Genomic DNA, 22,138 nt, shown 5'->3' with positions numbered 1-22,138 from the left:
GCCCGGCCCCCCCCCCCCCCCCGCCCCCGTCCCCCCCCGCCTCGGCCGCCGGCCGGCCGGGGGGGGGGGGGGGGGGCCCCCCCCGGGGGGGGGGCCCCCCCCCCCCCCGGGCCCCCCCCCCCACAACTACAGATTCGACCCGCCACAACTGCAGATTCGGCGGGAGGGGTCAGGCCTCGCGAACCACATCCATGGTGCGGTCGCCGAACTTGACCTTGTCGCCGTCGACGAGAGCCGCGGGGCGGCGGGCGCCGAGGGCTCGTGCGGCACCCTGGCGGATCAGGGTGGTGCCGTTGGTGGAGCCGCGGTCCATGACCACGAGGGTGCCGTCAGCTGCGATCTGGAACTGAGCGTGGGTCTTGGACAGCGACATGTCGCTCGAGGAGAGGGCCACCCGGTGGGCGACCTCCTCGCCGGGACGCGGCTCGGGGCCGCGACCGACGATCGCGAGACCCTCGACGACGAAGCTCTGGCCGGTGTCGAACGTGACCCGCCAGCGAGCTGTCGCCGCGGGCTGCGGAGCAGGCACGGGAGGCGGCGGAGGAGCCGGCTGCGCCACCGGAGGAGGCGGGGGCGCGGGAGTCGGCGCGGGAGTCGGCGGGACGGGGGCCGGCGGCATCGGAGCCGCAGGCGTCTGACGGGGGATCATCCCCGGAACGATGGTCTGCGCCGCCTGGGCTTCGGCCGCGGCCTGAGCGGCAGCAGACTGGGCCGCGGCCTGAGCCGCCGCGCTCTGGGTCGGGGCGGCCGGGGTCTGCGGCCGCTCGGCCCGCTCCGGAGTCGCCTCGGCCTGCTTCAGGCGCATGGTGGTCAGGTTGACGATGCGGCGCGGCGCCGGGGCCTCTTCCTCGGCCTCGACGACCACCGGAGGACGTACGTCGACCACGACCGAGCCCGCACGACGGTCGTGCCACCCCTGGCGCCGGCCGCGGTCGTCCATCGCGGCGACCCAGGCGAAGGTGGCGGTCCCGATGCCGAGCGTCGGGATCGTGCAGAGGCCGAGCAGGGCCTGGCGTACGAACGCCTTGCCGACGCCGATCGGGCGGCCCGCGGCTCCGGAGTCATCGCTGACCACGCGGAGCCCGAGGGCCATCTTCCCGGGGGTCTTGCCCCCGGAGCCGGTGAGTACGGTGCCGACCAGCCAGACCGCCAGCACCACGCTGGCGATCAGCGCGACCCCAAGCAGGAGCTCGTCGTTGCGGAAGAAGATCAGCCACGCCAGGAAACCGGCTGCGGCGAAGATCGCCCACGCGATCACCCGATCGATGGCGAAGGCGTAGAACCGACGGTCCGGCTCCGCAATGGCAGCCTCGACCGCTGGGGCCTGAAGCCCCGCCACGCTCATGCCGCCGCCCCCACGATGGAGGACGGCGGCATCAGCGAAAGCGCATGGATCACGGGTTGGTCACCCGGATCGTCAGGCTGTCACCGAGGTCGATGACGGCACCCGGCATGAGCTGGACGGGTACGCCGGGGCGCAGGTCCTCCGGGCCGAGACCGGGCTGGACCAGCACGGTGCCGTTGGTCGAGCCGAGGTCGGTGACCACCGCTGCGCCGTGGTCGACCCCGGCACCGGGACGGATCTCGCAGTGGGTCGAGGAGATCTCCTGGTGGGGGCTCGGCACGGTCACCAGCATCGGCTGCTCGGTGGGCGTGAACCGGCTCGCCTCCGGCGCGCGGCCGACGAGGACGACCCGGTCGACCTCGACGCGGTCGCCGCTGGAGAACTCCAGGCGCGCGACCGGGTAGGCGGTCACCTTCGGGGCCTCGGGCTGGCCGGGGATCCCGGCGAGACCGGCGTTGAGGTCCTCGCCGACGCCGATGCGGGTCAGACCGTCGTGGTCGTCCTCATCGGGGTTGGGCTCCTCCCAGACCGGCTCGTCGTGGGTCTCCGGGATGGGAGCCACGGGCGGAGCCGGCGGCGCGGGCGGGGCCGGGAACGCGGGCGGGGCCGGGGGCGCCGGCGGGATGTCGGTCAGCGGGGCGTCGGCAGGCGGGCCGTCGAAGGACGGTGCCTCGATCGGGGCGTCGCTCGGCGCAGCATCGATCAGGCCCTCGGCCGGCGCCTCCTCGTATGGAGCGGGCGGCGCGTCCACCGGAGGCGGCGGAGGCGTCGTCAGCGGCGGCGGAGGCGGCATCGACGGCGGACCGAAGCCGGGCGCCTGGGCAGACGCGGGCTCGTCGTAGGACTCGGGCCCGTCATAGGACTCGGGCTCGTCGTAGGAGTGCTCGTCGACGGCCTCGAGGATCTCGGTCTCGGCGTCGGGGGCGACGTCGTCCATGTCGGCCACGGGCTCCGGGGAGACCGCGGAGGGCCCGAAGGAGGACGCCACGGCAGCGGCGTGCTCGTCGCTGGCGTAGTCGTCCTCGTAACCGCCGGCAGCGGGCTCCGGGAAGTCCTGGTCGTCGGTGTCCTGGGAGGCGGCCGGCATCTCGAACGCCTCGGTCGGCTCGGTCAGGTCGTCGTGACGCGGCGCGGAGGCCTCGCCGGACTCGTCGCCGCGGTTGACCGAGATCGGCTCGTCCTCGGAGTCCGCGTCGAAGTCGGAGTCGGAGTCCGGGCCGAGGTCTGCCTCGAAGTCGGTCTCCGACTCCGAGTCGGCCTCGAGACCGGGGAGGTCACCCGAGACCGGGATCGGCGGAACGACCGTGAGCGAGGGCGGAGCCGCGACCGGCTCGTCCTCGTCGAGACCCTGCTCCTCGGCGGATTCCAGGTCGTCGGCGGAGTCGGCGTAGGTCTCCTCGGGAAGAGGATCGGTGAGCGGGTCGGCCTGGGCCGGCTCGTCGACGCCGTCGTCGGCGCCCTCCTCGACCGCCACCGGGGCAGCGACGAAACCGGCGCGGCTCTCCGGCGAGTCGTCCTGGGTGGACTCCGGGGCCGGCGGCGGAACCTCGAGACCCGAGACCCGCAGCAGGCCACCGAGCGCCGTCATCGGCTCACCGGTCGCACCCTCCTCGCCGAGCGAGACGGACATCCTGGTGACACCCTCGAGAGTGCGCTCGACCCACGTCTTCGACGACGAGCCGTCGACCTCGACGGCGCCCTCGCCGGCCTCGAACGAGACCACGGACGGGCCGCGCACGACCGTGCGTACGCTTCCACCTTCAGGCGTCACGTCCCCGGAGATGAGGACGAAGCCCGGCAACGAGCTCAGCCCGGTCGCGACGAGCGCGTCGAGCACCTCGTCGAACCCGGCACCGTCGTCGACGAGCGCCCACAGCGCGCCCGCACGGCTCTTCTCCGAGGGCGGGAGCAGCACCGTGGCGCTCTCACCGATGATGCCGAACCATGTGCCCGGCATGTAGGACGTGCTTGCGATGGTTGCTGGCTCACTCATGGCAGCACTCCTAGCTTCTGCTCCATACTCACCCTTTGTTGCTCCGAGTCATACGGGTTCTCCTCGGTCAATCCCATCACATCGACCACGACGGCGGTGGCGTTGTCCCGGCCACCCGCCTCGACCGCGGCGGCGACCAGCTTCTCGGCCGTGTCGCGGGCATCGGTGTCCTCCGCGGCAAGGATGTCGGCGATCTCAGCATCCGAGATCATTCCGCTCACGCCGTCGGAGCACAGCATCAGCCGGGCGCCCACGGGCAGGGTCACCTGGAAGATGTCGGGGACCGCCGGGGCCATCCCGCCCAGCGCCCTGGTCACCACGTTGCGCTCCGGGTGGTGCTCGGCCTGCTCGCGCGTGATCTGCCCCGAGTCGACCAGCTCCTGGACCAGGCTGTGGTCGCGGCTGAGCTGGCTCAGCGTGCCGTCGAAGTATCGGTAGATGCGCGAGTCGCCGACGTTGAGCAGGATCCACAACGGGCTGCTTCCGCCGTCGGCGATCAGAGCCGCGGCGCAGGTGGTGCCGGACTGGTAGTCCGAGGCCCCGCGCGAGCGCTGCTCGAGCGCGAAGGCCACGATCCGGTCCTGTGCCGCCTGGAGGGCCTCGACCATCGCCTGGCTGCCGGACTCGGAGACGTAATGGGTGCCGCCGAGCTTGGCGAACTCCTGGATCACCATCTCGCTGGCGATGTCACCACCGTCGTGGCCGCCCATCCCGTCCGCGACGACGAAGACCGGTGGCTCGGCCACATGGGAGTCCTCGTTGACCTTCCGCACCTGGCCGACATCTGTCGCGGCCCCGTGCGCGATCACTACTTTCCTGGACATCTCGCCCCCTAGGCCTGCCGGGATAGCGTGATGCCGATGGACACAGGCTTCCGCTCACTCGCAGACCAGTTGCGCTCTTGGCCCACAGAGCGCGTCTCACGCCTGCTTCTTGCTCGTCCTGATCTCGCCACGCCGTCCCCTCATGACTCCGGCCAACTCGCCGCCCGAGCAGCCACTCGCACATCCTTGCACTACGCGATGGATGACCTTAACCATCTCGAGCTGATCGTGCTTGATGCCGTTGTCCTCGCGAATCAAACCACCAAAGCCCACTTATCTTCCATGGTGAATGCCGAAGTGGACGCCGCGACACGGGCACTTTCTCATCTGGAGGACACCTGCCTGGTGTGGCAGTCCCTCGACGGCGTGCGCGCGGTGACCGGTGTCGCGGCCCTGCTGCGAGGCTCGCCCGGCACCTCCGGGCTGCAGCCGTTCGCCGCTGACCAGGGAGAAGGCGTACGCAGTCTGCCTGCTGTGTCCGCCGAGGCGCGCGCGATGCTGGAGGCCGTCGACGCCGGCGGCGGCCAGGCCTCGTCCTCCCGCGCGCGCCCGGGCGTATCCGTGGCCGAGGCGGCCGGACCGGCGGAGGAGCTGATCGCCCACGGGCTGCTGGTGTCCTCGGGCGACGGCATGCTGACCCTGCCCGGCGAGGTCGGGATCACACTGCGGGGCGGGCGGACGACGCTCGCCCCCGTGGACGTCCCGCCGCCCCTGCCGACCTCGTCGCGGGCGTCCGCGCTGGTCGACCGGGCGGCCGCGGGCGCCGCCTTCGAGCTCGTACGCAACCTCGAGCTGCTCCTCGACGCCTGGAGCGCGGTGCCACCCCGGTCGCTGCGTGGCGGGGCGGGGCTGACGGTCCGCGACCTCAAGACGACCGCCGAGCGGCTCCATGTCACCGAGCCGGCCGCGGCGCTGCTGATCGAGGTCGCCTGGGCCTCGGGCCTGCTCGCGCTGGGCACCGACGAGGAGGGCGATCCGTCCTGGATGCCGACCGAGCTCTTCGACCAGTGGCTCCAGCAGCCCCTGGCGGCCCGCTGGGCGCACGTGGCGGGCGCCTGGCTGGCCTCTCCACGGCTTCCCGGGCTCGTCGGCCAGCGCGACCCCGCCGGGAAGACCTGGAACGCGCTGGCGCCAGATCTTGCGGGCGCCTCGGCCGTCGAGACCCGGAGGCTGACGCTCGGTCTGCTCGCCGGGCTCCCGGACGGCGAGGTGCTGGCGGCCGGCACCGGCCCTGCATCGATCGTCACCCGCCTCGCCTGGGAGCGACCGCGCCGGCCGCGCACCCGCACCGAGTCCCGCGAGGCACTGGTGGACTGGACGCTCACCGAGGCGCAGACCCTCGGGATCGCCGCGTTCGGAGGGCTGGCTGCGTACGGTCGGCTGCTGGTGGCCGGCGAGGACCCGGTCCCGACCCTGGCCGGGCTGCTGCCGGAGCCGGTGGACCACGTGCTGCTCCAGGGCGACCTGACCGCGGTCGCGCCGGGGCCGCTGGAGCCCGCGCTGGCCCGCACGCTGGCCGTGGTGGCCACGGTGGAGTCGCACGGCGGGGCGACGGTCTACCGGTTCACCAAGGAGTCGGTGCGCCGGGCCATGGACCGCGGCTGGACCGCCACCGAGATCCACGCGTTCCTCACCGCCGCCTCCCGCACCCCCGTCCCGCAGGCGCTGACCTACCTGGTCGACGACACCGCGCGTACGTTCGGGACGGTCCGGGTCGGGTTCGCCGCCGCCTATCTGCGCAGTGACGACGAGGCCGCGCTGGCCGAGCTGCTGGCCCACCCGGCGGCCGACTCCCTGGGGCTGCGACGGCTGGCGCCGACGGTGGTCGTCAGCACCGTCGCGCTCGACTCGCTCCTCCCCCGGCTGCGCGAGCTGGGCCTGGCCCCGGTCGTCGAGGCCCCCGACGGATCCGTCCACGTGGCGCGCTCCGACACCAAGCGCGCCAAGGCCCGCAACAGCCAGCGTCCGGCCGGCGCCCAGGAGGCCCACCTCGCCGCTCGCGCGACAGCGGTCGCGGCCAGGATCAAGGCGGGCGACGAGACCGCCGCCTCCCGCCCGACGCCGGCCGAGCCGGCCTCCACCATGGCGATCCTGCACGAGGCCATCGACGCCGGGGAGCAGGTCGTGATCTCCTACGTCGACGGGCGCGGGGTCGCCGGCGAGGCTCGCGTCGAGCCGTTGGGGATCGACGGCGGCTCGCTCGCGGCCAGGGTCGAGGAGGACGTACGTTCCTTCGCGCTGTCGCGGATCAGGAGTGTCCGGCCGGGGTCGTGACCTTCGGCTCGGCCTCCGCGGGATTCTCCGGCTCCCCGGACCTCCGGCGACCGCGCCAGAGCATGCGGCCACGGGTCTCCCACTGGGAGAGCGCGACGGCGAGGATGAGCGCGACGCCGTAGAAGAGGTCGTTGACCCAGCGAGGTGAGCCACCGAGCTGGAGGCCCTTGATGCCGACGGCGAGGACGTACATCGCCACCAGCGTGCCCCACACGTTGAACCGTCCGCCCCGGAACTGGGTCGACCCCAGGAACACCGCCGTCAGCGCGGGGAGGAGGAACGACGGCCCGACGGTCGGGTCGCCGGCGTTGAGGCGGCTGGTGAGGAGGGCACCGGCCAGCGCGGAGATCGCGCCGCCGGCCATCAGCGCGCCGGTCTGGATCCGGGTCACGCCGACTCCGGCGAGCCGGGCCGAGTCGGGGTTGAACCCGGAGGCGTACATCCGGCGGCCGACGGGCGTGCGCTCGAGCACGTACCAGCTCACCAGGGCGACCGCGAACAGGATGTAGACCGGCACCGTGACGCCCGCCCACTGCGTCGTGGCCAGGGTCCGGTAGGAGGGACCGAGGTCGAGGATCTGCTGGCTGCCGGAGACCCATGCCATCCCGGCGAGCAGGATCGAGCTCATCGCCAGGGTCGCCACGATCGGCTCGACCCGCAGCCTGGTGATGACGACCGCGGTGACCCAGCCGATCAGCGCCCCGACCACCAGCACCAGCGGGAGCTGGACCGCGATCGGCAGACCTGCCTTGGCCAGCAACCAGGCCGACAGGATCGCGGTGAAGCCGACCTGCGCCCCGATCGCCAGGTTGAGCGAGCCGGTGACCAGCGGGATCAGCGCGGCGAGGGCGGCCAGCCCGGTGAGCGCCTCGGCGTCGAGGATCGAGCGCCACACGCCGACCTGGAGGAACCGGTCCGGGATCCAGATCGAGAAGACGACGAACATCACCACGAAGATGTAGACGGCGCTGATGTTGCGGAAGGAGAGTGCACGCAGGTTCACGATGGTCCTTGGTTCTTCTGGATCTCTGGGTTGTCGGGCGTCAGGCCGTAGCCCTCGACGAGCAGGCGATGCTCGGTGAGCGCGTCGCCGGCCAGCTCGGCGACGAGACGGCCGTCTCGCAGGACGAGCACGCGGTCGCAGATCCGCAGCAGCTCCTTGGTGTCCGAGGAGCTCACCAGCACCGCGGTCCCGTTGGCCGCGGCCTGCCCGACCGCCTCGTAGATGGTGGTCTTGGCACCGATGTCGACACCCTGGGTCGGCTCGTCGAGCAGCAGAACCAGCGGGTCGTCGCGCAGCCACCGGGCCAGCACGATCTTCTGCTGGTTGCCCCCGCTGAACAGGCCGAACCGCTGCTCGGTGCGATGCGGACGTACGTCGTACGCCGCCAGCCGGCGCTCCGCCTCCGCCCGCTCCCGGCGGGTGCTGATCGCCCCGCCCGCGCCTCGGACGGTGCGCATCTGCGGCAGGGTGAGGTTCTCCCGGGCGCTCATCTGCGCGGTGGAGCCGTGCCTGGCGCGATCGCCCGGGACGAAGGCGACCTTGCGCCGGATGCTGGTCGCCGGGGTGGGCGCCAGGACGACCGCTCCGCCGACGGTGAAGGTCCCCGCGTGGGACGGCACCGCACCGAAGAGCAGCGACGGCACCGCCTCCCGGCCCGAGCCGAGCACGCCGGCGACGCCGACCACCTCACCGGCGTGCAGGTCGAGGTCGAGGTTCTCGATGGCGCCGCCCCGCAGGCCACGCACGCTCAGGACCGGGTCGGTGCTGCGTACGTCCTGGGGTTGGTGGGCCTCGATCTCCGCCGGGGTGGCGCCGGTGATGAGCTCGACGAGCCGGTCGTGGTCGAGGCCGTCTACCGGCTCGGCGGCGACGACTCGTCCGTCGCGCAGCACGACGACCCGGTCGGCGAGCGCCAGGACCTCGTCGAGACGGTGCGAGATGAACATGACCCCCGCCCCCTCGGCAGCGAGACGGCGGACCGCGGAGAAGAGGACCTCCACCTCGGCGCCGTGGAGCGACTCGGTGGGCTCGTCGAGGACGAGCACGTTGCGCGGGTGCGTCCAGCCGTCCAGGGCGCGCGCGATCGCGACGATCGCGCGCTGGCCGGGGGTCAGGGACGCGACCGGGACGGTGACGTCGAAGCCCTCTCCGAAACGAGCGACGAGCTCCGTGGCCCGGCGACGCTCGGCCCGACTGTCATGGGGGTGCAGTCGGGCCGAGCCGATCAGGTTCAGGTTCTCGACCGCGGTCAGCGCACCGACCAGCGCGAGATCCTGATGGATGAAGTGCAGCTCGGCTGCCTCCTCGCCGGCCGACGCGGGCAGTTCCACGGTGCCGCCGTCGGCGGCGTACCTGCCCGCGAGAACCTTGACCAGCGTCGACTTCCCGGAGCCGTTGTGGCCGAGCACGGCCACCACCTCGCCGCTGCGCACCTCGAGCGAGACGTCGTCGAGCGCCCGCAGGCCCGGAAAGTCCTTCACCAGGGAGGTGACCCGCAGCAGCGGGTCGCCTCCCGACATCTCGGCTGACATGACTCAGTCGACCAGCCAGGTCTTGGCGAAGAGCGTCTCGAGGTCCTCGACGGCCTGGTAGCCGACGGTGGCGTCCTCCGGGAGGTTCTCGGCGTCGGTCACCCGGGTCAGGGTCGAGGCGCGCACCTCGGTCGCGGGCCACTCGTAGGCGTCGCCGTTCATCTCCCGCAGCAGCTGGTCCAGGACCGTCCACATCATCAGACTGAGGTCGACCGAGAGGGTCGCGTCCTGGTCGCCGGAGCCGATCTGCTCGTAGTTGGGCGGCGAGGTCCACATCCCGATGCCCTTGGTGTCGATGCCCGCCAGCTTCAGCTTCTGGGGCAGGCCGATCTGGACCTCGTCGACGGCGGCGATGAAGTACTCCGTGTCCGGGTTGGCCTGCAGGTCGCTGACCACCCGGTCGGCCGCGGTGGAACCCAGCTCGGCGATCGGGATGTCGACGGTGCGCAGCGTGCAGTCGGGGCAGAGCTCCTTCATCTTCGCCTTCGCGCCCTCCAGCTCCAGCGGCGAGAACGGGAACTCGGGCACGTTGTAGAACACGTACTCGCTCGCGCCCTCCGAGCGCACCACCGCGGCCGCGGCCAGCGCGGCACCGTTGGCCTTCATCCAGTCCGGTCCGTTGAACGCCTCGGGCAGACCGTGCTCGACGGTGTTCATCACCGACCCGGAGGCGATCGGGATCCCCTTCTCCTCCAGCGCCTTGGTCTGCGACTCGAAGAAGACCGGGTCGAGGGTGATGTTGATGACGCCGTCGGGGTTCTTCTCGACCACCGTGTTCATCGCGGCGTTGATGCTCTGCGCGTCCCGGCCGACCTCGACCCGTTCCAGCTCCAGGCCGAGCAGCTTCGCCGGTGCCTGCAGGTTGCCCCACATCACCGCGCTCACCGGGGTGCCGACGTCGAGGTAGACGACCTTGGTGCCCGCGGCGATCGGCTTGGAGAGCGGCTCGTCGATCAGCAGGCCCTTCTCGCCCTCGCCGTTCCACGGCTCCAGGTAGGCCTTCGCAGCCTCGACGTCGGCCTCTGCGCTCGCACCTCCCCCGCCGCCGCTCTCGCTTCCGCAACCGGCGAGCAGCAGCGCTCCCGCGGCCAGCGCCGCGTACATCCGCTTCGTTCTCATCATGCGTAGTCAGTCCTTGTCTCAGGTGGATCTGCGTGGATCTGCGTGGGGCCCGAGAGGGTTCAGAAGGGGTACGCCTGGATCTGCGACTGCACCGTGACCCACTGGGTCTCGGTGAAGGCGTCGATGTTGGCCTCGTGGCCGCCGAACCGGGCACCGGTGCCGGAGGCACCGATGCCCCCGAAGGGCGCCTGCGCCTCGTCGTCGACGGTCTGGTCGTTGACGTGCACGATCCCGCTGGGGATCCGGTCGGCGAGCTCGTAGCCGGCGAACGGGTCCGTGGTGAGGACACCGACCGAGAGCCCGTAGTCGCTGCGGCTGACCAGCTCGATCGCCTCGTCGACGGTCTCGAACCGGGTCACCGGCGCGACCGGTCCGAAGATCTCCTCGGCGAACGCGGGATGCTCCGGGGTCACCGCGGACAGCACCGTCGGCTGGTAGAAGAGGCCCTGGTACGTCCCGCCCGTCTCCAGCCTCGCCCCTGCCGCGATCGACCCGGTGACCAGGGCGTGCACCTTGTCGCGCTGCCCCGCGTCGATGACCGGACCCAGAGGTACGCCGCTGGTCGGGTCGCCCACCGGGATCCCGGCGGCCTTGGCTGCCAGGGTCGCGACGTACTCGTCGTAGATGTCGGCGTGGACCAGGTGACGGCCCGTGGTCATGCAGATCTGGCCCTGGTGCAGGAAGGAGCCCCAGGCGCCGGCGGAGGCCGCGGCGGTGATGTCGACGCCGGGCAGCACGATCATGGCGTTGTTGCCGCCGAGCTCGAGATGGGCCCGTTTGAGCAGGCGCCCGGCGCGCTCGCCGATGACCCGTCCGGCCCCGGTCGAGCCGGTGAAGGAGATGACCGGGACGTCGGGGTGCTCGACGAGCGCCGAGCCTGCCTCGACCCGTCCCGGGACGACGGCGAAGAGCCCTGCCGGGAGCCCGGCCTCCTCCAGGAGCGCGGCGAGGAACAGCCCGCCGCCGATGCTGGTGCGCGGGTCGGGCTTGAGGATCACGGCGTTGCCCAGCGCGAGCGCCGGGAGGACCGAGCGCGCGGCCAGGATCGCCGGGAAGTTGAAGGGTGAGATGACACCGACGACGCCGACCGGACGACGCCGGGCGACGCTCAGCCGCGGGTGCGAGGACTGGAGCAGCTGGCCGTAGGGCATCAGCGCGGTCGCGGCGGCCTGGTGGAGCTCGGCGGCGACCAGCCCGGCCTCGAAGGCGGCCTTGCCCTGCCCGGATCCTGCCTCGCGGACGAGCCAGTCGACCAACAGCTCCTGGTGCTCGGCCAGGATCGCGGCGGCCCGGCGCATCACCTCGGCGCGCACCTCGGCCGGTCGTGCCGCCCACTCCCGCTGTGCCTCGACCCCCAGGCTCACCGCCTGGTCCACGTCGGCGGCCTCTCCGGACGCGACCGTGGCGATCGTCTCGCCGGTCGCCGGCTCGGACACCTCCAGCGTCCCACTCAGCCTCACCCAGCCCCCGACGTACGCCCTGCCGGTCCACTGGTCCTGGTCGAAGAAACCCATCCCACTCCCTCGTCTACATCTGGCGACAACAGCCTCTGGTGGCTGCGGCCGCATCGACGCTACGGTGGGTCGCCGCCGCCTGAACCGACGATTTGTGCACGGTGCCCGGCGGATCCGGTCGTGACCGGCGTCACGTTCCGTAGGCTCGTGTCAGGCCCGGGAGGAGGACGAGATGAGCGCGGTGGTCGAGGTCGACAGCGCCGACGCCTGGCAGTCGGTCGTGAGCAACTGTTTCGTGCCTCTCGCCTGCAACGATGTCGAGCCCGGCTTCACCGGCCGGATGGAGCACACCCAGCTCGACGACGGCATCGCGGTCGCGCTCGCGACGTCCTCGGGCCACAGCTCGACCCGCACCGCCCGGCTCGCCCGCGGCGCCGGCGGTGACGACCTGCACCTCTCGCTGCAGCGCGCCAGCACCGGCACGGTCTCCTCCGGATCCCGGACCGTCGCGGTACGCCCCGGGTCGGTCTCCGTCTACCGGGTCGATGCCCCCTATCTCGTGGACTACTCCGCGCCCCACCAGCAGCAGCTGCTGGTCCAGGTCTCGCGATCGTCGATGCGGCTGCCGAGCGGGATGCTCGGCGAGGCCGCGGACCGGGTCGCGCTCCCCCGGGTCCAGGAGGCACCGGCGGCGCGTGCCCTCTTCTCCTATGCGGCCGCGCTCCCGGAGGCGGAGAGCCCGGCCGAGGTGGCGACCGTGGTCCGTGACCTGGCCGCGGTGATGATCCACTCCGCGTTCACCAGCGCCCCGGTCACCCCGCACACGACCGCCGGGCTGCACCACACCGTGCGCCAGCACCTGCGCGACCATGCCGGGGACCGCACGCTGACCATGGACGAGGTCGCCCGCCGCCACGGCGTCTCCAGGCGGCGGCTCTACCAGGTCTTCGAGGAGTCCGGCAGCTCACCAGCGGCCTATCTCCGCTCCGTACGCCTCGCCGCCGCGGCCGAGATGCTCTCGGCCGCGCGTCAGCCTCCGGGCGGCATCGGCGCCGTCGCGTACGTCTGCGGGTTCAACGACCCGCTCACCTTCACCCGCGCCTTCCGGCGGGCCTACGGCGTCACCCCGCGGGAGTGGCGGTCCGGAGACCGCGCCGCCTGAACCTCGGGCCCGTAGGCTGGTTCGGTGAACGACGGCCCCCTGATCGTCCAGTCGGACAAGACGCTGCTGCTCGAGGTCGACCATGCCCGGGCGGGTGAGTGCCGCAAGGCGATCGCGCCGTTCGCCGAGCTCGAGCGGTCGCCGGAGCACATCCACACCTACCGGCTGACCCCGTTGGGACTGTGGAACGCGCGCGCGGCCGGGCACGACGCCGAGCAGGTCGTGGACACGCTGCTGGAGTTCTCCCGCTATCCCGTCCCACACTCCCTGCTGGTCGACGTCGCCGAGACGATGGCCCGCTACGGCCGCCTCCGTCTCGAGAAGAACCCGGCCAACGGGCTGGTGCTGGTCTCCTCCGACCGGGCGGTGCTCGAGGAGGTCATCCGGGCGAAGAAGGTCGCCGGGATGCTGGGCGAGCGGCTCGACGCGGACACCGTCGTCGTGCACCCCTCCGAGCGCGGCAACCTCAAGCAGGCGCTGCTCAAGCTCGGCTGGCCGGCCGAGGACTACGCGGGCTACGTCGACGGCGAGGCGCACCCGATCGCGCTCGACACCACCGACTGGACGCTGCGCCCCTACCAGTCGGAGGCGGCCGAGTCGTTCTGGCACGGCGGCTCCGGGGTCGTCGTGCTCCCCTGCGGCGCCGGCAAGACGCTGGTCGGAGCCGCCGCCATGGGGTTGGCTCAGGCCACGACCCTGATCCTCGTCACCAACACCGTCTCGGCGAGGCAGTGGAAGGACGAGCTCGTACGCCGCACCTCACTGACCCCGGACGAGATCGGCGAGTACTCCGGGTCGGTCAAGGAGATCCGGCCGGTCACGATCGCCACCTACCAGGTGCTGACCACGCGCCGGAAGGGCGCCTATCCCCACCTGGAGCTGCTCGACGCCCGCGACTGGGGACTGGTCGTCTACGACGAGGTCCACCTCCTTCCCGCCCCGATCTTCCGGATGACCGCCGACCTGCAGGCCCGCCGCCGGCTCGGCCTGACAGCCACGCTGGTGCGCGAGGACGGGCGCGAGGGTGACGTGTTCTCCCTGATCGGGCCCAAGCGCTACGACGCACCCTGGAAGGACATCGAGGCGCAGGGCTGGATCGCCCCGGCGGACTGCGTCGAGGTGCGGGTGACACTGCCCGCCGACGAGCGGCTCGTCTACGCCACCGCCGAGCCCGACGAGCGCTACCGGATCGCCTCGTGCACGCACCACAAGATCGACGTGGTCAAGGAGATCGTCGCCTCTCACGCCGGCAAGCCGACCCTGGTGATCGGGCAGTATCTCGAGCAGCTCGACGAGATCGCCGCCGCGCTGGACGCTCCGGTGATCGAGGGCAAGACGTCGGTCAAGGAACGCCAACGCCTCTTCGACGCCTTCCGCTCCGGCGAGATCGACCTGCTGGTGGTCTCCAAGGTCGCCAACTTCTCCATCGACCTGCCCTCGGCAGAGGTCGCGATCCAGGTCTCCGGCGCCTACGGCTCCCGCCAGGAGGAGGCCCAGCGGCTCGGTCGGCTGCTGCGTCCGGGCGACGGCAACAAGACCGCGCACTTCTACACGATCGTCTCCCGCGACACCGTCGACGCCGACTTCGCCCAGAACCGGCAGCGCTTCCTGGCCGAGCAGGGCTATGCGTACCGGATCGTCGACGCCGACTCCCTCGGCGACCTCACCTCCTGACCTCGCCTGCTGAACTCGCGGCCACCCACGGCCGTTGAATCGTTGTCCGTGGCCGGATGAGGCCAATTCACTGCACGTAAAGTGTGACGCACGCCATACTCCCTGAAGCGTTTCAATTCCTCGACCTCAGGAGTTTCGCGTGCGCCCTCATGTCGCCGGGTTGATCACGGCCGCCCTCGCCGTCATCCTCGTCCCCTCACTGCCACCGCTCGCCGCAGGTGCCGCCCAACCGCCCGTGAGCGGGAAGGTCGACGCCGTCCCGGTCGTCGACGAGCTGCGTACGAACGCACTGGCCGATCCGCTCGGCATCGCCGCGACCGCCCCGACGCTGGGCTGGCAGCTCGAGTCCGACCGGCGCGGGGTGACCCAGAAGGCCTACCAGATCCGCGTCGCGTCCTCGGAGCGGAAGCTCCGGACGCCCGATGTGTGGGACAGCCGGAAGGTGCGCTCCGGGCAGTCCGTCGACGTCCGGTACGCCGGGCCCGCGCTGAAGCCGCGCACGGACTACGTGTGGTCGGTGCGGGTCTGGGACGACCACGGCGTCGCTTCGGCGTGGAGCGATCCGGCGACGTTCGCCACCGGCCTCGGCAAGGAGTCGTGGACCGCGGACTGGATCGGCGCGGAGACCGCTGAGCCGGGCGCGGAATGGACGGACTACACGATCGAGTTCACCGCCTCCGACATCGGCGGAGCGCTCGGCGTCTACTTCCGTGGCGAGAACACCGAGAACGCCTACATGTGGCAGTTCAGCGAGTCCGACGACGCGCTCCGCCCGCACGTGAAGCGCAACGGCGGCTACTCCGTGCTGCCCGCGAAGCCGGTCCCGAGCGGGTTCGACTTCGCCGCGGAGCACGACTACGCGATCACCGTCGCGGGCGACACGATCACGACCACGATCGACGGTCAGCAGCTCGACCAGCGCACCGATGCCACCTTCGCCGGGCCCGGGGTCATGGGTTTCCGCACCAACGGTGCCGAGCACGGACTGGTCCACGACGTGACCGTCACCAGCGCCGCTGGCGCCACGCTCGTGGACACCGACTTCCCCACCGGCGACCGCACCTTCACCGCCGGCACCGTCACCGCCGATGGCCTCCGGGTCGACAACGCCGGCGGCGAGGCCTGGCTGCGCGGCGACGACGCGGTGCCGCTGCTGCGCAAGGAGGTCGACCTGGGCACGAAGAAGGTCGAGCGCGCCCGCGTCTACGCCTCCGCACGCGGCGTCTACGAGCTGCGCCTCAACGGCGAGCGCGTCGGCGACGCCGAGCTGGCGCCCGGCTGGACGGCGTACGACAAGCGCATCGACTACCAGACCTACGACGTGACCGATCTGGTGCGTTCGGGATCGAACGCCTTCGGGGCCGAGGTCGCGCCCGGCTGGTACACCGGCAAGGTCGCGATGTTCGGCACCGACGTCTACGGCACCGACAACTCCGTGATCGCCGAGCTCGTCGTGGACTACTCCGACGGCACCAGCGAGGTCGTACGCACCGACGACAGCTGGCGCACCACCGGCGGCCCGACCCGCGAGGCCGACCTCCTCGACGGCGAGTGGTACGACGCCCGCCGAGCGGCCGAGGTCGACGGCTGGGACCGCGCCGGATATGACGACCAGGACTGGGCCGACGTCACCGTCAGGGACGAGCCGACCGACGTGCTCGAGCCACAGACGGCCGTCGACGTACGCGTCACCGAGGAGCTGGAGACCGCCGAGCGGATCGACTCGCCGACCGACGGTGTCTACCTCTACGACCTCGGCCAGAACATGGTCGGCCACGTCCGCCTCACCCTGCAGGGCGAGAAGGGCCGGACGGTCACGATCCGCCACGGCGAGGTGCTCAACCCCGACGGCACCCTCTACACGGCCAACCTCCGCAGCGCGAAGGCCACGGACACCTACACCCTCGGGTCGGACGAGCCGGAGACGTACGAGCCGTCCTTCACCTTCCACGGCTTCCGCTACGTCGAGATCTCCGGGCTGGACGAAGCGCCCGACGCCTCCGACATCGTGGGCGTCGTGGTCGGCACCGACGGCGATCTGGCCAGCACGCTGGACACCAGCTCGCCGCTGGTCGACCAGCTGCAGAGCAACATCGTGTGGGGCATGCGCGGCAACTTCCTCTCCATCCCGACCGACACCCCGGCTCGCGACGAGCGGATGGGGTGGACCGGCGATATCAACGTGTTCGCCCGGACCGCGGTCTACAACATGGACTCCGAGTCGTTCCTGACCAAGTGGCTGCAGGACCTGCGCGACACCCAGCGGCCGAACGGATCGCTGCCCGGCGTCGCTCCGGTCGTCCCGGGCCGCTTCGACGGCGGCTACGAGTCGGCCGGCTGGATGGACGCGGGCGTGCACGTGCCCTGGACGCTCTGGCAGGCCTACGGCGACACCGGCGTCATCACCGAGAACTACGACATGATGAAGCGCTATGTCGACTTCCTCGACGCCGACTCGACCGGACACATCCGCTCCGCCGGGGGCTATCTGGACTGGCTCAACCTCGACGACCCGACACCTGCGGACATCCTGGACACGGCCTTCGTCGCGAAGAGCACCCGCGAGTTCGCGCAGATGGCGAAGGCGGTCGGCAACGACGAGGACGCCGCGACCTACCAGGCTCGCTACGAGGCCATCCGGGCTGCCTACCAGCAGGCCTTCATCGCTGCCGACGGATCCGTCAAGGGCGACAGCCAGACGGCGTACATCCTCACCCTGACCAACGATCTCGAGCCCGAGAATCGGCGCGAGGCGGTCTATGACCAGTTCGTGCAGACGCTCGAGCGCCGTGATCACCACCTCTCGACCGGGTTCCTGGGGGTCGACGGGCTGCTGCCGGCGCTGACCAAGGCCGGGCGTACCGACATCGCCTACCGGCTGCTGCAGCACGAGGACTACCCGTCGTGGGGCTATGAGATCGAGAAGGGCGCCACCACGATCTGGGAGCGCTGGAACTCGATCAACCCGGACGGCACGTTCAACGACGTGGGCATGAACTCCTTCAACCACTACGCCTACGGTGCCGTCGGCGAATGGATGTATCGCACCATGGCCGGCGTCTCGGCCGCCGAGCCCGGCTACCGCAAGATCACGATCGCGCCCGAGCCGGGCGACGGTGTCGATGACGTCGACTTCAGCCTGCAGACCCCGTACGGCACCGTACGCAGCGCGTGGACGACCGGCGACGGGCCGATGAGCCTCGAGGTGACCGTCCCGGCGAACACGACCGCCGAGGTGCGGATCCCGGCCGCCAACCGCTGGGCGGTCACCGAGGGCGGCTCCCCGATCGAGGACTCGCGGGACGTCGAGTTCGTGCGTGAGGACGAGGGCGTGGTCGTTCTCGAGGTCGGATCCGGCGACTACAGCTTCGCGGTCGCTCCCGCGCTCGGAGACCTCGGCGCCGCTCGGGCGGCGGCTGCCGCGACGGCTGCGCAGGTCGCCTCCTTGAGCCTCGAAGGCCCGGCGGGCCGTGCCGCCGAGCGCGACCTCGCGAAGCGGACGGCTCTGCTGCGCGGCGAGATCGCCAAGGCATGGGACCTCGCCGCTCGTGACGCCGAGGAGGAGCGGGTCGCCGAGGCGGTCCATCGTGCCCTCGCGGCAGCCGCGAACCTGGACCGTGCCGTCCAGATGTACGCCGACCACGGCACGCTCACCGAAGCGACCGCTGCAGATCTGCGCGACCGGCTGACGGCGATCGAGAAGGGTCTCTCGCGGGCTTCGGCCCGGCTGGTCGGCGCCGTCGCCGTCCTGCAGGTCCCCGACGAGGAACTTCTCCCCGGCGACAACGTCGAGGTGTCGGTACGGGTCGACAACTCCGGCAAGCAGTCGCTGAAGGAGGTGGCCTCCTCGCTCGAGGTGCCGGACGGATGGACCGCCGAACCGGTCGGAACGCCCGCCGACACCGTGCCCGCAGGCGGACAGGTCGAGCACGCCTACGAGATCACGGTGCCGGAGGGCGCCGCTGTAGGGCCCGTTGAGCTCGGCGGTGAACTGTCCTACAGCCGCTCCGGTGGCACCGCCACGCTCCCGGTGGGAGGCACGCTGATGGTCGGACCCGGGGTGCAGATCACCGCGACGTCGAGCGCGCCGGCGTCGGTCGACGGCGGACGGACCGCGACCATCACCGCCACGCTGCACAACCGCAGCGACGTCACTCAGCGCGGCGAGCTGTCGCTGACCGGTCCTGCCGGCTGGTCGGCGGAGCCGGTCGGCTACGAGATCCCGGCCGGTCAGAACGCTGATGTCGAGGTCGACGTCGTCGTGCCGCAGACCGTCGTCGCCGGCCCGGTGTCCCTGACCCTCGCGACCGGAGCCACGGCGGCGGAGCAGGCGGCGGCCACCGTGACCGTCGGACTCGCGACGCCACCGTCGGCGTCGACCGATCATGTCGACCTCGGTGAGGCGACCTCGGAGACAGCGCACGGACTGACCGCCTCCGAGCGGTCGGGGACCAACCAGGAGGCGGGACTGACCCGCCGCTACACCCACTCCTCCTACCCCGGCGGCTGGTTCGAGTTCGACGCCGCGGTGCCGACGGACGGGTCGTTCGTGGTCCGCATCGTCGAGACGTTCGACGGTGCGCGACGCAAGACCTATGACGTAGAGCTCGACGGTCAGGTCGCGCACAGCGTCGACCTGACCCGCACCGACGGCGGCCAGGGCACGATGACCCACCAGTTCCTGGTGGAGCCCTCGGCGCAGACCGCGGACGGCTCGGTGCGGATCCGGTTCCGGGACACCGGCGCCGACTACGACCCGTCGGTCGCCGACGTCTGGGTGGTGCCGGTGGCATGAGCCTCACCCGAGCGCAACGACGCGGAGCTGGTGAGGGGGTGGACAGTTCTGCACCCACAGGTCCCGGCACTCCCGGCACAACAGATAGGTGTGGGTGCACCGGTCGTCGGGACAGAGCACGGTCACGGCGTACGCCGCCACCTCGCCACAAGGTTCCGCGTCGCTGTCCGGGTTGCCGCAGCTGCACTCACAGGCAGGCCGCTCGCCGAGCTCCACCTCGAGCCGCTCGATCTCCTCATCGATGGTCGTACTGATGGTCATGACATCTCCTCCGTCTGGATCGGATGTCGTCCTCACCACCCACCTAAACAGAGACCACCGACAGTTCTGCCTCATGGATCGTGGTCTCGAAGCCGAGATCGGGCCGTGAGCCTCCGACCGGGGTCAGCTGCACGACGATCCCGGTCGCCACGTCCAGCGCGACGTCGTACGCCTCGGGGTAGACCGTCCCCGCGGACGGCTCCCAACCCGGGTCGCCATCGCCGTACTCGTCACGGTCGGAGACCCAGGACCACAGCAGCGGACAACAACCGCACCGCGGCTCGTACTCCTCCCCGGGCACCGCCCTCGCCCACCAGGTCTCCCGACCCGCTCGGGCCTCCGAACGCAGGTCGCTCAGCGCGACGTCGGCGGAGAGCTCCTCGGGATCGAGCATCGACACGAACAGGTAGTTGTTCCACATCGGGTCGTCGATGTCGTGGGTGTAGGCCCGCGGGCGGCTCTCCACGAGACCGTCGGCCCGCAGGACCGGCCGCGGATCCACCGGAGCCTCGCCCCTGACCACTCGATCCCCGGCGGCGTCGCGCACGCGGAGCCAGCCAGGTCTGCGCAACCAGCACTCGATGTCGCCGTCGTCCCGCGTTCGCCAGGTGAAGTGCAGAGTTGAGAAGCGCCACGGCGACGATCGGGCGAGCGCCCGGAACGTGTCCTCGGTCAGCGGCACCTCAGCTTCCATCGGACCCACCCTCGTCCAGCCAGCGACCGTTGCGCATCAGGTGGCGGCCCTCGAGCTCGTTCTCCTCGCGCCAGGCCTGGACCTTGGTCGGCCGGATGCGGATCAGGCTGTCGGCCCAGCTGCTCGGATCCCCACCCTGCTTGGCCGCGTAGATCTCGAGCACCTTCGCCGGCGTACGCTCCATCGGCTCGACCTCGGCGCGACCGTCGACGATCACGACGTCTCGCAGCTCGCCGAGGGCCAGACGTACGACCGGGGAGGCGGTGAGGTTGCGCTGGGTGCGCGCTCCGCCCATGCTCGCGATCCAGATCTCGCCCTCCCACCACACGAACGAGATCGGCACCAGCCACGGCTGGTCGTCGTGCGCGGAGGCGATCCACAGGTCGACGTCGCTCTCCAGACGGGTGCGGGTGTCGGAGAGTCTCTGGGCGAGGGAGCGAGGGTCAGCCATGGCCGCACCCTAGTCCGCGACCGAGCAGGCGACCCAGCGCTTTCCGGGGGAAGATGGACGCATGGAGACCTGGGAGTTCGAGGCCGAGCTGTGGCCCTGGAAGGACGAGCTCGACGCCTGGATCTTCGTGACCGCGCCACCCGAGGTCACCGAGGAGATCCGCGAGGCGTCGATCGCGACCGGCCCGCCCCGCGGCTTCGGCTCGGTGAAGGTCGAGGCCCGGATCGGCACGACCATCTGGCGGACCTCGGTCTTCCCAGGTCAGGAGGGCTATGCGCTGCCGATCAAGAAGGACGTACGCCGCCGCGAGGACCTCCAGGTCGGCGACCGCGCCCTCGTCTCGCTCACCCTCGTCTGACGCCCGCGAAAATCATGCGCGCCGCGGGGCGCCGACATGGTTGGCTCGCTCCCGATGAACGCCGCGATGCACGACGACGAGCTGATGATCGACGAGGACCTGGTGCGGTCCCTGCTGAGGCGGGACCTCGCCGCGTACGCAGAGCTTCCCCTCCGCCCGCTGGACTCGACCGGGTCGACGAACCGGCTCTTCCGGCTCGGCGAGGAGCATCTCGTACGCCTCCCCCGCCAGCCCGGCGGATCGGCCACGATCACGCAGGAAGCCCGCCGGCTGCCCGGGTTCGCGGCCAACCTCGCGGTGGCGACGCCGGAGGTGACGGCGGTCGGCGAGCCGGGGTTCGGCTACCCCGAGCGCTGGAGCGTGGTGCGCTGGCTCGAGGGCGAGAAGCCGGGACCGGGCGCCGGTGACGTGACCGCCGCGGACCTGGCCGGGGTCGTGACCGGGCTCCGGCGTACCGAGGTGCCGCAGGAGGCGCTCGAGGATCCCGATCTGCGCTGGTACCGCGGCGAGCCGATCGCCGGCTTCGACGCCGATGTGCGGTTCCGCCTCGAGGAGTGTCGCGAGCTCGCCGAGCTCGACCTGGACCTGGACCTGGACGCGGTCGAGACCGTCTGGGAGCAGGTGATGGCCCTGCCCCCGGCCGACGCCGAGCCACGCTGGGTCCACGGGGACCTGCTCGCCGAGAACCTGCTGTCTCGCGAGGGCCGTCTCACCGCCGTACTCGACTTCGGGGCCCTATCCGTCGGCGACCCGACCGTCGATCTGATCTGCGCCTGGGAGCTCCTCGACGCCGCCGGCCGCGACTCGTTCCGCGCGCTCCTCGATCTCGACGACGCCACCTGGCTCCGCGCTCGGGGCTGGGCGCTCTTCATCGCGCTGATGACGTTCCCCTACTACTGGCGGACCATGCCCGTACGCTGCGCGGACCGCCTTGTGATGGCTCGTGCTGCGGTGGCGGGCTGAATGGTTTGCCTTCCAGCGTGGGTGGGGCCAATACGTGGTCTGGGTTGGGAGATTTCGAACCAGGGTGTCTGGGTTGGGTGCCATTTGGCTGTCTTGCGGGCTTCCAGCAGCGGTCGGGGTTGGGTTGGGGATATCTGTCCCTGATTGGGTTGGGTTTTGCTTTGTGTGGTAGGCTCGGCGCAGGCGTAAACGTGATGGCCGACCACCTCTTCAAGAGGCGTGCCCTTCCACCC

Annotated in this window: 16 protein-coding genes; 6 read left to right on the top strand and 10 right to left on the bottom strand. The window is 71.3% G+C overall.

The genetic code is table 11. The annotated features are described in order from the left end of the window. Positions 1 to 169: 169 nt before the first annotated feature. From ACIRON_RS30365 to ACIRON_RS30355, 3 genes are read right to left on the bottom strand one after another with little or no spacing between them, the layout of a single operon-like run. Positions 170 to 1,345: an RDD family protein gene (locus ACIRON_RS30365; RefSeq protein WP_402998998.1), complete on the bottom strand. Its 1,176-nt coding sequence runs from the start codon at positions 1,343 to 1,345 to the stop codon at positions 170 to 172. A 49-nt stretch (positions 1,346 to 1,394) separates the two neighbouring features. Then, positions 1,395 to 3,338, bottom strand: coding sequence for an FHA domain-containing protein (locus ACIRON_RS30360; protein WP_402998995.1), 1,944 nt, complete (start codon positions 3,336 to 3,338; stop codon positions 1,395 to 1,397). After that, the gene (locus ACIRON_RS30355; RefSeq protein WP_091052335.1) at positions 3,335 to 4,162 is read right to left on the bottom strand and encodes a PP2C family serine/threonine-protein phosphatase; all 828 of its coding nucleotides are present in this window, start codon (positions 4,160 to 4,162) and stop codon (positions 3,335 to 3,337) included. Before ACIRON_RS30355 ends, ACIRON_RS30360 begins: the two co-directional genes overlap by 4 nt. Positions 4,163 to 4,444: 282 nt before the next feature. Between ACIRON_RS30355 and ACIRON_RS30350 the strand changes: the two genes are divergently transcribed. Next, positions 4,445 to 6,436: a helicase-associated domain-containing protein gene (locus ACIRON_RS30350; protein WP_402998992.1), complete on the top strand. Its 1,992-nt coding sequence runs from the start codon at positions 4,445 to 4,447 to the stop codon at positions 6,434 to 6,436. On the opposite strand, the gene ACIRON_RS30345 is transcribed toward ACIRON_RS30350, so the two are convergent. The 4 genes from ACIRON_RS30345 to ACIRON_RS30330 are packed head-to-tail and all read right to left on the bottom strand — an operon-like array spanning position 6,411 to position 11,607. Continuing rightward, on the bottom strand, positions 6,411 to 7,439 hold the full coding sequence (locus ACIRON_RS30345; protein WP_402998989.1) for an ABC transporter permease: 1,029 nt from the start codon (positions 7,437 to 7,439) through the stop codon (positions 6,411 to 6,413). The genes ACIRON_RS30350 and ACIRON_RS30345 overlap by 26 nt on opposite strands. Then, the gene (locus ACIRON_RS30340; protein ID WP_402998985.1) at positions 7,436 to 8,971 is read right to left on the bottom strand and encodes a sugar ABC transporter ATP-binding protein; all 1,536 of its coding nucleotides are present in this window, start codon (positions 8,969 to 8,971) and stop codon (positions 7,436 to 7,438) included. Before ACIRON_RS30340 ends, ACIRON_RS30345 begins: the two co-directional genes overlap by 4 nt. 3 nt (positions 8,972 to 8,974) lie before the next feature. Further along, positions 8,975 to 10,093, bottom strand: a complete 1,119-nt coding sequence (locus ACIRON_RS30335; RefSeq protein WP_402998982.1) for a sugar ABC transporter substrate-binding protein — start codon at positions 10,091 to 10,093, stop codon at positions 8,975 to 8,977. Between the two features lie 59 nt (positions 10,094 to 10,152). Further along, positions 10,153 to 11,607: an aldehyde dehydrogenase family protein gene (locus ACIRON_RS30330; RefSeq protein WP_402998979.1), complete on the bottom strand. Its 1,455-nt coding sequence runs from the start codon at positions 11,605 to 11,607 to the stop codon at positions 10,153 to 10,155. A 172-nt stretch (positions 11,608 to 11,779) separates the two neighbouring features. Between ACIRON_RS30330 and ACIRON_RS30325 the strand changes: the two genes are divergently transcribed. From ACIRON_RS30325 to ACIRON_RS30315, 3 genes are all read left to right on the top strand, one after another. Next, positions 11,780 to 12,709, top strand: coding sequence for an AraC family transcriptional regulator (locus ACIRON_RS30325; RefSeq protein WP_402998976.1), 930 nt, complete (start codon positions 11,780 to 11,782; stop codon positions 12,707 to 12,709). Between the two features lie 24 nt (positions 12,710 to 12,733). After that, on the top strand, positions 12,734 to 14,383 hold the full coding sequence (locus ACIRON_RS30320; RefSeq protein WP_402998973.1) for a DNA repair helicase XPB: 1,650 nt from the start codon (positions 12,734 to 12,736) through the stop codon (positions 14,381 to 14,383). A gap of 139 nt (positions 14,384 to 14,522) precedes the next feature. Further along, positions 14,523 to 19,178: a family 78 glycoside hydrolase catalytic domain gene (locus ACIRON_RS30315; RefSeq protein WP_402998970.1), complete on the top strand. Its 4,656-nt coding sequence runs from the start codon at positions 14,523 to 14,525 to the stop codon at positions 19,176 to 19,178. 3 nt (positions 19,179 to 19,181) lie between these two features. On the opposite strand, the gene ACIRON_RS30310 is transcribed toward ACIRON_RS30315, so the two are convergent. The 3 genes from ACIRON_RS30310 to ACIRON_RS30300 are packed head-to-tail and all read right to left on the bottom strand — an operon-like array spanning position 19,182 to position 20,584. Then, the gene (locus ACIRON_RS30310) at positions 19,182 to 19,439 is read right to left on the bottom strand and encodes a hypothetical protein (protein WP_402998967.1); all 258 of its coding nucleotides are present in this window, start codon (positions 19,437 to 19,439) and stop codon (positions 19,182 to 19,184) included. Between the two features lie 43 nt (positions 19,440 to 19,482). After that, complete coding sequence (locus tag ACIRON_RS30305; protein ID WP_402998964.1) at positions 19,483 to 20,133, bottom strand: hypothetical protein; 651 nt, start codon at positions 20,131 to 20,133, stop codon at positions 19,483 to 19,485. Beyond that, complete coding sequence (locus tag ACIRON_RS30300; RefSeq protein ID WP_402998961.1) at positions 20,123 to 20,584, bottom strand: pyridoxamine 5'-phosphate oxidase family protein; 462 nt, start codon at positions 20,582 to 20,584, stop codon at positions 20,123 to 20,125. Before ACIRON_RS30300 ends, ACIRON_RS30305 begins: the two co-directional genes overlap by 11 nt. Before the next feature lie 61 nt (positions 20,585 to 20,645). On the opposite strand from ACIRON_RS30300, the gene ACIRON_RS30295 reads away from it, so the two are divergent. Both ACIRON_RS30295 and ACIRON_RS30290 read left to right on the top strand, forming a co-directional pair. Continuing rightward, positions 20,646 to 20,942 carry a DUF1905 domain-containing protein gene (locus ACIRON_RS30295; protein WP_402998958.1) on the top strand — a complete coding sequence of 99 codons (297 nt, stop codon included), beginning with the start codon at positions 20,646 to 20,648 and terminating at the stop codon, positions 20,940 to 20,942. 36 nt (positions 20,943 to 20,978) lie between these two features. Next, positions 20,979 to 21,905: an aminoglycoside phosphotransferase family protein gene (locus ACIRON_RS30290; RefSeq protein WP_402998955.1), complete on the top strand. Its 927-nt coding sequence runs from the start codon at positions 20,979 to 20,981 to the stop codon at positions 21,903 to 21,905. Positions 21,906 to 22,138 lie beyond the last annotated feature (233 nt).

The sequence above is a fragment of the Nocardioides sp. NPDC101246 genome, assembly GCF_044767415.1.
Lineage (GTDB): Bacteria > Actinomycetota > Actinomycetes > Propionibacteriales > Nocardioidaceae > Nocardioides.
Note: the sequence above shows the minus strand (reverse complement) of the source record. Positions and strands in the feature narration are given on the sequence as shown.

Coding starts and splice junctions, on each gene's coding strand:
- ACIRON_RS30350 (WP_402998992.1), top strand. CDS start 4,445: ATGGTGAATGCCGAAGTGGACGCCGCGACACGGGCACTTTCTCATCTG.
- ACIRON_RS30330 (WP_402998979.1), bottom strand. CDS start 11,607: ATGGGTTTCTTCGACCAGGACCAGTGGACCGGCAGGGCGTACGTCGGG.
- ACIRON_RS30290 (WP_402998955.1), top strand. CDS start 20,979: ATGGTTGGCTCGCTCCCGATGAACGCCGCGATGCACGACGACGAGCTG.
- ACIRON_RS30325 (WP_402998976.1), top strand. CDS start 11,780: ATGAGCGCGGTGGTCGAGGTCGACAGCGCCGACGCCTGGCAGTCGGTC.
- ACIRON_RS30355 (WP_091052335.1), bottom strand. CDS start 4,162: ATGTCCAGGAAAGTAGTGATCGCGCACGGGGCCGCGACAGATGTCGGC.
- ACIRON_RS30335 (WP_402998982.1), bottom strand. CDS start 10,093: ATGATGAGAACGAAGCGGATGTACGCGGCGCTGGCCGCGGGAGCGCTG.
- ACIRON_RS30340 (WP_402998985.1), bottom strand. CDS start 8,971: ATGTCAGCCGAGATGTCGGGAGGCGACCCGCTGCTGCGGGTCACCTCC.
- ACIRON_RS30295 (WP_402998958.1), top strand. CDS start 20,646: ATGGAGACCTGGGAGTTCGAGGCCGAGCTGTGGCCCTGGAAGGACGAG.
- ACIRON_RS30365 (WP_402998998.1), bottom strand. CDS start 1,345: ATGAGCGTGGCGGGGCTTCAGGCCCCAGCGGTCGAGGCTGCCATTGCG.
- ACIRON_RS30305 (WP_402998964.1), bottom strand. CDS start 20,133: ATGGAAGCTGAGGTGCCGCTGACCGAGGACACGTTCCGGGCGCTCGCC.
- ACIRON_RS30300 (WP_402998961.1), bottom strand. CDS start 20,584: ATGGCTGACCCTCGCTCCCTCGCCCAGAGACTCTCCGACACCCGCACC.
- ACIRON_RS30360 (WP_402998995.1), bottom strand. CDS start 3,338: ATGAGTGAGCCAGCAACCATCGCAAGCACGTCCTACATGCCGGGCACA.
- ACIRON_RS30310 (WP_402998967.1), bottom strand. CDS start 19,439: ATGACCATCAGTACGACCATCGATGAGGAGATCGAGCGGCTCGAGGTG.